Raw genomic sequence first — 11,795 nt, 5'->3', positions numbered from 1 at the left:
CACAAGGCCCCAAGCGAGGGCCGTCGCAAGCTTGAGTTCGGCGCCGGAGATTGCCAGGAAGCAGGCGCGCTCGCGGCCGATGCGGCGGGGGATCGCTGCGGTACCCCCAGCGCCTGGGATAAGGCCCATAGACACCTCCGGCAAGCGGATGACAGTTGTGGGTCGCGCCGTGATTCTCGCAGCTGACGCCGCCACCTCGATGCCTGCGCCGATGCAGGCGCCGTGCAGATGCGCCGTGAGGCGGGTGCCGAGCGCATTGACCAGGGCTGCGGGGGACCGCAGGGTGCGGATCAGGTGCGCCGAGCCCATATCGCCCGCCTCGCCGAACTCATCGAGGTCGCCCCCGGCGGAAAACGCCGGCCCTTCGCCAACGAGGACGACCGGCGGCCGGTCAGGATGATCGAGGGCGAAAGTCAGGGCTTCGCAGAGTTCGTCACGCATCCGGGCATCGAAGGCATTTCGGCGCGCCTGGCGTGCGAGGCGGATTATCAGGGTCGGGCCCTCCGATACGATTCGCACACGCGGCCGATCCCCATCTGATCGGGGTCGCGGCGCTGCCGCCTCCCGCCAAGTTCGAAAACCGGCAGAGGCGAGCAACATCGAGAAGGCAAGGGACTCGAGAGCGAGCGCATGGTCGAAGGGAAGAGCATGCGTCATCCGCATAACCTGGGCCGCAATCCCGGCCGCGACGGGCTGGCGCGCAATGGCTTGCGTCAGATCTCTCAAGACCTCATTGAGCCTTGCCGTGCCGACCCAGGGACGCGGCGCGTCCGTGTCCGCGCTCAGTAGGATGTCGAACGCTGCGAGGCTCTCAGCGGGTAGAGGGCCCGATCGATGCACTCCGATCCGCACCACGCCTACAGCGGCTTTAGGTGCCTCGCCGGGCAGGTCCACGACCACCGCACCGGCACCGCCCAGCGCTGCCAGATGCGCGACGATCTCATCGGTCTCGGGCCGTGGGTGCTCGATGGCCATCTCATCTTCTCAGAGGCGCGGTCAAACTGCCGTGCGACGCGATCCCGACATCTCCCCCTTGAGCTGGCGCCGAAGCAGCTTGCCCGTCTCATTGTAGGGCAGAGCGTCACGGAACTCCCAGATCTCGGGCGTTTTCGTCGACCGCAGCTTTGACTTCACGAACGAGGCGAACTCCTCCCGAGAAGGCGAGCTGTGCTTCGCCACGATCACCGCAGCGACCCGCTCACCCCACTCGTCGTCGTGGATCCCCAGCACTGCCACGTCTGCCACGTCCGGGTGAGTGCGCAGCACGTCCTCGATCTCGCCGGGCGAAATGTTTTCGCCGCCCCGTACGATTACGTCGTCGAGGCGACCTTCCACGTAAAGGTAACCCGCCTCGTCCATCCAGCCGCCGTCGTTGGTCGCGAACCAGCCTTCGGCATCGGTGACCTTCTTATGGGTGTACTCACCCGAGACTTGGTCGCCGCGAACATAGATCTCCCCGGACTGACCAGGCGGCAGGCTCTCGCCGTTCGGACCGCGGATCTTCACTTCTAATGTCGGCAGCGGTCGGCCCACGGAGCCCAGGCGCTGGCGGACCTTGACGTCGTGGGAAGCCATAGCCTCTGTGTGGTCTCCAGGTCCTAAGATCGAGATCGTCGAGCTCGTTTCGGTGAGGCCGTAGGCATTGGCGAAGCCCACGTGCGGCAGAAGCTTCATAGCCCGCTCGATCACCGGGAGCGGCATCCGACCGCCGCCATAGGAGATGGCCTTCATCTTCAGCAGGCGTTCTCCGCGGCGTTCTAAAACGTCCAAGATGCGGCCCAGCATGGTAGGCACGACCATCGCATGAGTGATCTCTTCGCTGGCGGCCAGATCGACCCAGGCCTCTGGCGTGAACATGTCAAGGTGGACGATCCGGCGGCCGGAATAGACTCCCGTCAGGAGACCTGAAATTCCTGCGATGTGATATGGCGGCACGCTCACGAGTGACGCCTCGTCTTCCTGCGAGCTCAAGAACTCTACGGTCGATATCACATAGGAGGTCAGGTTGCGGTGGCGTAGAACCGCGGCCTTGGGCTCACCAGTGGTGCCACTGGTAAACAGCAGCACAGCTACGTCGTGGTCCTCGTCGAAGACAGCCTCCGACTGACCGGGCTGCCCGCAGGCGGCTTCGAAGGCACTACGAGCAATGATGGTGACGCCCGGAGGCGGCGGCGTTAGACGCGCGATCATGTGGTCGTCGACAATGGCGACCGAAGGCGACGTGCGGGCGAGCAGCTTGCGGAGATCTACGTCGGGCAATCGATAATTGAGCGGCGCGAACGGCTTGGCGAGCACGCCCGCGGCGAACACCGCGATCGGGAGAGCAGGACCGTTCAAGCCGACAAAAACAACGGTCTCTCCGCCGGCCTCATGCAGCCAGGCCGCGCCCTGGTTGGCCCGACGGCGTAGCGCCGCGTACGTTAAGCCCTCAGTCTTGCGGTTGAGCGCCAGCCGGTCGGGAGCTACATCGGCCATCATGTCGAGGAGGAGGGTGGTACGCACTAGGGCCTCAGTCGGAAGAGGGCAGCTTCTTGGTTTCCCTCGCGTCGATGGCGTGGCCATCGATCGAGAGTGAACCGCAGCCGGCTTTCACGCAGAGCACCTCCAGCCCGGTCCTCTCGTCGAAGAACCGCTTTCCCATTGCCGAGCCCGCGGAGTGGGTCAGTGAAAGCGCCAAGCCCTCAGGTCTGGTCGCTCCATTGGCCACCATCGGATGTCCGCCGCACTCCAGAATGGCTGGCGTCTTCGGCGGTCGCACCACTACGATCTCGGTATTGCAGACCGAACTCTTCCACCTCGAACCGGGCTTCAGTTCCATACCATTCGATTCCTTATCACCATCGGGGAACGTCTGCTTTATTTCGTCCGAACCAACGCTAAGCGCGTGGTTGCCGGTGGAACCATCGCCAACCGGCACCCTACCCGCAACAGCGCGCATCTCGCTGACGTAGTACCTACTTCCAGAATGCCCACACCTATCTTGTAGGATTCCGCTTATGCAGCACTCAAATGATACGCGAAGCGGAACGCCGATTTCCGCTAAATTTGGAGCTCACAAGCCGAAACGCTGCACACGCTCCCCCACCGATCATCGGAACGAGGTCCAACCATCAGATGCTGGCCTCTTAGAAGCCACCCTCCAGCGAATGCAAGTTTCGCCGGATCTGCTTGAATAGCTCCTGCACTAGGCGATTTCTCACTCAAAGGTTGTCGCCGGTATAAGGATAGGCGAATACCTTCTCGTGCCGTTGTAGTACGTCTTGACAATCTCTTCCTTATTGGCCGCCATAGTGCACGTCGAAGTAGAGTAACTTGAGCTCCTTGTCCCTGATCGCTTCCTTGTCCCAGCGATCCAGATTTTTCTCGTAGGTCCGGGGAGCTGCCCTGCACGTAATCCGCCAACGACACCGCAATTTCGATCTCGCCGTTCTCGGTGAGAATTGTCTTCGAGCTAGATCGACCAACAGATTGATGAACACACTCGCCAGGCCGAAGGTGAGATACCGGAATGATGGGTCGTCCCGCGAACTCAGCTTTATCGGCCGGCTTGCGACGGCAATCAGCACGTTAGCCAGCGTCGTCGCCGTTGGTTTCCGAATTAGGAAATGCATCGCTTGTAACCATGACAAGCCACGCACTCGTGCATGGGGGACGAAGCCCGTTCCACTTCCGTGCAAGCGGCGGCACGGAAGGCGAGGCAGGCAGGCAGGCAGGAATGGAACGAGAGTTTGATACCTAACACTGCGCCCTCGATACGATCGGTAGAACTTCCCTCGGGCCTCAGCGTGAGAACCTAGCTGCCTCTCGCGCCTCCTGAAAAAGCCCTTTCCGAGGCCGGGTCCCCATTATCTCTCCTGGTCCAGCTTTCTTCGTCTTGGCGCATACAGATGTCGTCAAGCCTCAGAAGTTCTCAACGTCAGAAAATCTCAAAGAGGCCAGCTGCGCCCATGCCACCGCCGACGCACATCGTCACGACACCGTACTTTGCGCCACGGCGCCTCCCTTCATACAGGGTGTGAGCGATGCAGCGGGCACCAGTCATACCGTACGGGTGGCCGATAGCGATAGACCCTCCCGAGACGTTCAACTTCTCGTTTGGGATACCCAGTTTGTCTCGACAGTAGAGCACCTGAGAGGCGAAGGCTTCGTTTAGCTCCCAGATGTCGATGTCATCGACCTTTAGACCGTTACGATCCAAGAGCTTCGGAATAGCAAAAACTGGACCAATGCCCATTTCCTCAGGCCTGCAGCCTGCTACCGCCATGCCGCGGTAGGCGCCCAGCGCCTTTAGGCCACGTTTCTCGGCCAGCTTACGCTCCATGACGAGGACTGCAGCCGAGCCGTCCGAGAGCTGACTGGCGTTACCGGCAGTCACAGACTTACCCTCGCTGAGGTAGCGACCGCCTTTGAAAACGGGCTGAAGTTTCTTGAGGTCGTCCAGTGTGGTCTGGGGCCGATTGCCCTCGTCGGCGGAAATGGTGATCTTCTTCTCCGAGGTCTCGCCGGTTTCCTTGGCGACCACTTTCATGACCGTGGTAACCGGGACGATTTCGTGGGCAAAGCGGCCTTCTACCTGGGCCTGCGCGGTGCGTTGCTGCGACTGCAACGCGTACTCGTCCTGCGCCTGACGGCTGACGCCATAGCGCTCGGCCACGAGTTCGGCAGTTTCGATCATCGTGGCCCAGAGTTCGGGCGTACGCTGATTGAGCCAAGGGTCAACCGCCATAAAGCGGTTTGACTTTTCGTTTTGCACCAGACTAATCGACTCTACGCCGGCGCCGACGGCGATCGACGCACCATCGTTTACGATGTACTTTGCCGCAGTTGCCACGGCCATGAGCCCAGAGCTGCACTGCCGGTCAACGGTCATGCCAGAGACAGTGTCCGGTAGACCGGCGCGTATCGCGGCCTGGCGAGCGACGTTATAGCCGGTCGTACCCTCCTGCATTGCTACTCCCATGACAACGTCGTCGATCTCGCCGGGATCGATACCAGCCTGGGCTACAGCCGCGCGTATTGATTCTGCGGCTAGGGTTGCACCGTAGGTGTTGTTGAACGCGCCGCGGTAGGCTTTGCCAATGGGGGTCCGCTTGGCGGCGACAATGACGGCTTCACGCATGGCAATAAATGTCCTTTCGTTGAGTCCGCTCATCCAGCTCTTCAAGATGAAGGGGATTTTAGACGACGCCAGCTCGGGCGGTTTATCGGAGTTGATCAAATGTGGAGAATGTTTTTCCGTCGGCAACCAGCTTCTCCAGCAGGTGCGCTGGTTTGAATTCGTTGCCGACGGAGAACTGCAATTCCTTTACCTTTGCGAGAACCTCATTTAGGCCGACCTGGTCGGCATAGTACATCGGCCCACCGCGGTAGACCGGCCAGCCATAGCCGTTGACCCAAACCACATCGATATCGGAAGCCCGGAGTGCCTTTCCTTCCTCCAGGATTTTCGCGCCTTCGTTGATCATTGGATAGATGCAACGCTCGAGGATCTCCTCATCAGAGATCGTGCGTGGGCGCTTGCCGGATTTGGCTATGAAGTCGCTTATGATCTTTTCGGTCACGGACGACGGCTTGGCGTTGCGGTTATCGTCGTAGTCGTAAAAGCCGGCGCCGGACTTCTGGCCTAAACGACCCATCTCACAAAAGACCTCACGCAATGTGGAGCTCGTAGATTCTTCCCTCACCCACCCGAGGTCTAGTCCAGCCAGATCGGCCATCTGGAATGGGCCCATGGGAAAGCCGTAGTCGTAGAGCACCCGATCCACGTCCCAGGGACTTGCTCCCTCCAATACCAATTTCTTCGCCTCGAGATCGCGCTGGGCCAACATCCGATTGCCGATGAAACCGTGGCAGACGCCGGCGAGCACCGCAACCTTGCCTATCTTCTTTGCCAACTTCATCGAGGTCGCAATAACGTCGTTGGCAGTCCTATCTCCGCGGACGACCTCCAGCAGCTTCATCACATTCGCCGGCGAAAAGAAGTGGAGCCCGATCACATCCTGCGGGCGCGTGGTCACCGCAGCGATCTCATTGACGTTCAACTCCGACGTGTTTGTGGCGAGAATAGCGCCGGGCTTGCAGATGCTGTCCAATTTAGCGAACACCTGCTTCTTGATGTCCATGCGCTCGAACACCGCCTCGATGATTAGGTCGCAATTGGCGAAGTCTTCCATCGCGAGCGAGCCCGCCATCAGATTCATCCGCTGGTTCACCTGCTCCGGGGTCAAACCGCCACGCGCGGCCGTTCGCTCGTAGTTCGACTTGATTACGCTGAAGCCCCGGTCGAGCGCCTCCTGCTTGACCTCGACGATGGTCACGGGAATGCCAGCGTTGGCGAAATTCATAGCGATACCGCCGCCCATGGTGCCCGCGCCCAGGATGCCGACCTTATTGATCGGTCGGGCCGGCGTGCTGTCCGGCACGTCCGGAATTTTCCTCGCCTGACGCTCGGCGAAGAAATAGTAGCGCTGAGCAGCCGATTGGGGGCTGCACTCAAGCTCCGTGAAGAGTTGCTGCTCAGCTCGCAGGCCGCTCTCAAATGACTTTGAATTCACAGCGGCTTCAATGCTGCGAATGTTGTATTCGGGCGCCAGCCTCCCTCGAAATTTCCGCGCATTGGCCTTTCGGAAATTATCAAAGATCTCGGGATGGCCTTTGGCCGCCGCTAGCTTGACGCCGTTCTGACGGATCTTAACCAGCGGCTTCCCCTCGGCAACCACCTTGCACGCGAAGGCAATAGCGCCTTCCTTGAGCTTGCCCTCGTCCACGAGTTCGTCGATCAAGCCCAGGTCTAGCGCCTCCTGGGCGGGCACATGTCGTGCGGAGGTCACTATCTCCAGCGCCTTCTCAACGCCCACGATACGCGGCAGTCGCTGCGTGCCTCCTGCGCCAGGAATGAGGCCCAACGCCACTTCCGGCAGCCCCACCTTTGCCGAGGGCACCGCCACACGATAGTGGGCGCACAGCGCGACCTCGAGTCCGCCGCCCAACGCGGTGCCGTGAATCGCGGCAATCACCGGCTTGGACGAATTCTCCATTTCAGTTTGGACTTGAAATAGAGTCGCCCCCTTCACAAGACCGCCGAATTCGCTGATGTCAGCCCCAGCAATAAAGGTGCGGCCATCGCAGATCAGCACGACAGCCTTAGCGTCGGAGGCAAGAACACGCTGGAAACTGTCGAAGAGCCCATTTCGTACATCGGCCGAGAGAGCATTCACGGGAGGACTGTTGATTGTGATAACGGCGATTGCGTCGTGAGTTTCGATTTGGACGATTTTACCCATGCTGCGCACCATTCAAACAATTGCCGAACATTGGACACATCACCTCTCAATCACACGCCGGCAACATAGCGCACGCCACCGCACAAATTCCGCGGATGTCGGACAATGAACGGGGAAATTCCCCATGGAACAGCGCTAATTGTCCATTGTGCCGCGAGCGCCGACCCTAATGCGAAAGGTAAACGAGCTAAGGCGGCGCCGGATAGACTAGGGGGATGTCCCGATCGGTGTTGAACTACGTCGGGCCGACGTTGCCGGAGTGAATGTTACGCGGCCCTCGCGACGTGGGCAACGGGCTTGATCGTCATGCGATCGTGGTGAGCTTGAAGGGCCGCACGCAGAACCGACAATTGCTTATGCGCCTTCAATCGTCGGAAGCCCTTGTTGGCCTCGATCATGCCGGCCGCGACCCATCGCAAGGCCATACCGGCGTCCCGCCAGCGTTTGACGTTGCGCGTGACGCGGCGAATGGTGCCCATCATGTTCTCGGCGATGTTGGTACAGGCGAGCGATCGACGAAGCTCCTTCGGCAGCTTCAACCGGACGACAGTCAGGATTTCGTCGAGGCCTTCGAGGATGCTGGCCGCTACGCCGGGCCATTGCTGGTCGAGTCGACGCGCGAGATTGCGGATCAATTGTTCAGCCTTGTCGGCGTCATCGAGCTCCCAGGCCTGGCGCAGCACCCGACGGGTGGCCGCATGATGTTCTTTCGGCAGGCGTTCCATGATGTTGCGCGCCTTGTGGATCTGGCAGCGCTGGATCGCAGCGGCCGAACCGAAGGTGCGGCGGATCGCCTTCGACAACGCTTTCGCGCCGTCGGCGATGAACAGTCTTGGCACCGTCGGGTCGAGCCCGCGCGAGACCAGGTTGTCCAGCAGGGCCTGAACCGTTGCGGCATTCTCGGTCGCCCCTAGCGGATGCTTGTTGCCTTCGCCGTCAATCCCGATCGCGGCGACCAGCACGAGATCGTCGCCGAGATGCAGCCCATCGATTTGGACCACTAGAAGGTCGAGCGCGGACAGGTCGGCAGCCATGAAGTCGGCCAGCCGCGCCGCCGACAGCGCTACGAACCTCCGCGAGGCCGCCGACTTCGAAACCCCCGATCCGGGCGGTGCCGGCACGTCACCCTCGGGCAGCCGGACAGCGCGGCCGAACCGGCGCGTCGCCACATTGATCAGCATCAGGTTCATCGCCCAGCGACCGAGCCAATCCTCCTGCGCCGCCGTTTCCCAGCTCGGGATCGTGACCTCGCGGCCGTCCACGCCCCGGGCCCGCGGGCGCTCGACCTCGATCTTGCCGCCGTGGAAGCCGATCCGTCCCCGCGTTCGGCCCCAACGGTGCGCCCGCCGCGCCGCGTCGCGACCGTGGCGCGGCCCGCAGGCCGCCGTGACATCCGCCTCCATCATCGTGCCGAGCGCCTCGATCCCTGCCGCAAGGCAGAACCGATCGAAGCTCGCCCGCACTTCTGCAAAAGCTTCGTCCACAGCCCCGATCGCCGGCGAACCAGCCGGTGTGATATCTCTCGTCATGGCGTTGCTCTCCTTTGTGGAATCAGCACCCCGAGCCTACCGGCTCAAGGTGGGCAACGCCGACCTCTTCAGAAATTCAACAGAACCCGGGACATCCCCTAGACTAGTGGACAAGGCGCCCGGTTGAACATAGAGCACAGAGCGGCAGTGCTGCGAGCACCGGGCGCTCGCGCTCACCACCGTTGGGAAGCTAGCCCACCGGGTGTAGCTGAAGCGATGAGTTCCGCCTACAGATTTGGCGCTCGTACTAACGGATGTGAATGCAGCGAAAGCCTTGGAGACAGTAGAGAACTGCGCTACGCTTTATCTTGTTGGTAGCCGGCGCGGCTCGTAAGAGGTGTCTTACTCGCATTGCGAAGGACGCCCTGGCATCGCCGCCAGCCGGCGAATTTCGCGGGATTCCCACTCAAAATTTTCCCGCGGTGAGCAAGCGCGAGAGAGCGGTAATGTCCAGCCAACTCGCATACTCGGGTCGTGGCCGTATGCCACCACACGATTTCGGGACCCGCTCACTGAAAACATTGGGTGGCGAGCCCCGGCTCTGAGCGGCTCGTAGCGGAGACGAGCGCGCGAGCGAGAGCGATGAGCTGCTACTGGCGTCACGAAACGCTGGCTTGGCCGCCGAGCTGCATAGGCACCGAGCCGGATAATCTTGAGCATCTGCTTGATCACGGACTCGGCCTGCGCCACGCTCTGATGCGAACCCCGACCGGGAACGCGGAGCTGCTTTTCATCAACCCCGGCCGTGGCATCTTGAAATTGTGGCGGTCTTAGCCCGCATTTCTCACGTTGCTGACTGATTTTGCAACGCGGGTTTGATGGATCAGTGATGGCCACGAGGGATGGTGGCGCCGGAAGGCGCGGATGGCATTGTTTGGTTTGTTGTGTCTCCAGTGGGCCAGGTGGTGATGCGGCGGTTTTGGCGCGTCGCAGCTTCGCGTGTCAGACGGGGGCGGCGCGGGCTTTTGCGGCATCAGCCAGGCGGCGCGCGGCGTGGCCCCAGTGTTGGGCGGCCGGGCAGGCCGAAACCATGGCGATCTTGATGCGGCGAACGGAGATGCGCACCAGCGCCCCGATCTTGAGGAACTTGAGGCGGATGGTGCCGCAGGTGGCGTTGGCAAATGCGGTGTCGGCGAGAGCGATGCGCCGCATCGCACAGATCAGCACATAGGCCATCGCGGCGAACCACAGCCGCAGCTGGTTGGCGCGCATGGTCTGGGCCGAGGTGCGGTCGGCGTAGAGATCGAGCTGGCATTCCTTGATCCGGTTCTCCATGTCGCCGCGGGCGCAGTAAATGTCCTCATAGAGCTGACGTGCGCCCGCCTCGGCTCGCTTGAGCGAGGTGACGACGAAGCGCGGATTGGCTTCGCCTTGCGTCCACTCCGCCTTGGCGACGACGCGGCGCTCCCGGCTCCAGCTATCGAGCGTACGCCACTGGAAGTCCTTGAAGCGGCGCGCCGGGCGGCCGGTCTGCTCGGCCGCGGCTTTCGCCGCGGCAAGCTCGTCTGCGATCATGGCGACCAGGCGGGCGTTGCGGGCGAGCCCGAACAGGTAATCCACGCGGTTCTCTTCGCACCACGCCATCAGCGCCTCGCGCGCAAAGCCACTGTCGGCTCGCAGCAGGATGCGTACGAACGGCCAGCGGGCGCGGATTTGCCGGACGATCCGCGCAACCTCCGCGACGCTGCCCGCACTGGCGTCGATGTCGGAGCGGCGCAGCTTGGCCGCCAACAGGTGCCGGCCGCAGAACACGTACAGCGGCAGATAGCAGTAGCAGTCGTAATAGCCGTGGAAGAAGCGACCCTCCTGATGCCCGTGTAGCGGATCGTCGGTGGCGTCCAGATCGAGGATGATCTGCTCCGGCGGCCGCTCGTGCGCCTCCAGGAACAGCGTCACCGGCAACGCCTCGATCGCCGCCGCGTCGTACGCGATCCTGTGATAGCGTGAAGGTTCGTCTTGGCTCAGTTCCAGCCGGTTCAGCGTCGACTTGCCGGCCACCGGCGCGCAATTCCCGCGCCGGGCTTGAAGCTTGCCCGCCAGCACCGCCATCAGCGGATCGTGCCGCAGTTCGTCGTGGTCGTTGAGATCTTCATAGCCGAGCGCAATGCCAAAGACCCGCTGCCCGATCAGCGTCCCGACCGCATGCTCGATCAGCTCCTGCCGGCGATGATCGCGAAAGCAATTCGCAAAGCGCCCCACCAGATCGATCGCCCGATCCGTCGCACCCAGAAGCAGCGCTCCGGCATCCGACATCACCAGCCCGCCATCAAAGGCCGCTTCCACAGCTCGGCCTTCCACCACTCCAAAATCAAAGCGTTCTGCGCTACACTCTGTCGGCATCGGGGCATTCCTTGAATCACCGTAAAGTCCTTCTCGCAAAAGAACTTTCGCTGATTCGCGCCCCGGTGCGCTTCAACACTGTGAGAAATGCGGGTTAGACTGGACCAGGCAGCGTGCGGGCATCTGCGCCGACATAGCCCATATGAAACCGTGGCGGCGTTAGAGGCTGCATATAGTCGTAGCTAGCGGCAGTCTTCCATTCGGAACCGAACGCTTTCGTGCACTCGCTAAAGAGCGCCGCGCCGATGAAGCCATTCGTTCGCTTTTCATCGTGGTAATGAGCGATGTTCTCGGTTCTCCCATAGATATCGAGAGAACCAAGAACCTCACACGGCCCTTGAGCCGGGGCGGGCACGGCGGCCACGAATCAGAATGCTTTTAGCGACCAGGCTTTGTATCGGACCGCACTTTTCGCGCCATCAACTTTAATGCCGCCAACGACATCGGATCACCTTCCCCGCACAGCGAGGCAGTTTCGCTGCAAGCCTGTGTCGGCGTTTCGGTTCACGCCGGTAGGTGGTGCGCAGCGAAAGTTCGCTATGTGGTAAGCGTAGCTCTGCAGCCCTTTTGAATGACGCTTGACGCCTATTTTGTTCGCGTGGCGCGTCGCCGCGGTATCCATGTGTCGGACAACGCGTTGACG

The 11,795-nt window shown here is 61.5% G+C and carries 7 protein-coding genes; all 7 read right to left on the bottom strand.

Features of this window, described 5'->3' with window-relative positions:
* A partial coding sequence (locus IVA74_RS24495) for an enoyl-CoA hydratase/isomerase family protein (RefSeq protein WP_247348867.1) occupies nt 1-975 on the bottom strand: 975 nt, incomplete at its 3' end.
* Between the two features lie 21 nt (nt 976-996).
* A complete protein-coding gene (locus tag IVA74_RS24490) occupies nt 997-2,502 on the bottom strand; it encodes a class I adenylate-forming enzyme family protein (RefSeq protein ID WP_247348866.1) in 1,506 nt (501 codons plus the stop codon).
* A 7-nt stretch (nt 2,503-2,509) separates the two neighbouring features.
* A complete protein-coding gene (locus IVA74_RS24485; protein ID WP_247348865.1) occupies nt 2,510-2,917 on the bottom strand; it encodes a hypothetical protein in 408 nt (135 codons plus the stop codon).
* A 999-nt stretch (nt 2,918-3,916) separates the two neighbouring features.
* Entirely contained in the window at nt 3,917-5,119 is a 1,203-nt protein-coding gene (locus IVA74_RS24480; protein ID WP_247348868.1) for an acetyl-CoA C-acyltransferase, read from the bottom strand.
* 82 nt (nt 5,120-5,201) lie between these two features.
* Nucleotides 5,202-7,283, bottom strand: coding sequence for a 3-hydroxyacyl-CoA dehydrogenase NAD-binding domain-containing protein (locus IVA74_RS24475; RefSeq protein WP_247348864.1), 2,082 nt, complete (start codon nt 7,281-7,283; stop codon nt 5,202-5,204).
* A 266-nt stretch (nt 7,284-7,549) separates the two neighbouring features.
* Nucleotides 7,550-8,812, bottom strand: coding sequence for an IS256 family transposase (locus IVA74_RS24470; protein ID WP_247348863.1), 1,263 nt, complete (start codon nt 8,810-8,812; stop codon nt 7,550-7,552).
* 942 nt (nt 8,813-9,754) lie between these two features.
* Complete coding sequence (locus IVA74_RS24465) at nt 9,755-11,152, bottom strand: IS1380 family transposase (RefSeq protein ID WP_247348862.1); 1,398 nt, start codon at nt 11,150-11,152, stop codon at nt 9,755-9,757.
* Nucleotides 11,153-11,795: the final 643 nt, after the last annotated feature.

It is taken from the genome of Bradyrhizobium sp. 132, from assembly GCF_023074185.1.
Lineage (GTDB): Bacteria > Pseudomonadota > Alphaproteobacteria > Rhizobiales > Xanthobacteraceae > Bradyrhizobium.
The sequence above is the reverse complement of the archived record's forward strand: the minus strand, read 5'-3'. Positions and strand labels throughout refer to the sequence as shown.

Bases quoted from the DNA above. Each gene is read 5' to 3' on its own strand.
- IVA74_RS24465 (WP_247348862.1), bottom strand. From the start codon at position 11,152: ATGCCGACAGAGTGTAGCGCAGAACGCTTTGATTTTGGAGTGGTGGAA.
- IVA74_RS24475 (WP_247348864.1), bottom strand. From the start codon at position 7,283: ATGGGTAAAATCGTCCAAATCGAAACTCACGACGCAATCGCCGTTATC.
- IVA74_RS24480 (WP_247348868.1), bottom strand. From the start codon at position 5,119: ATGCGTGAAGCCGTCATTGTCGCCGCCAAGCGGACCCCCATTGGCAAA.
- IVA74_RS24470 (WP_247348863.1), bottom strand. From the start codon at position 8,812: ATGACGAGAGATATCACACCGGCTGGTTCGCCGGCGATCGGGGCTGTG.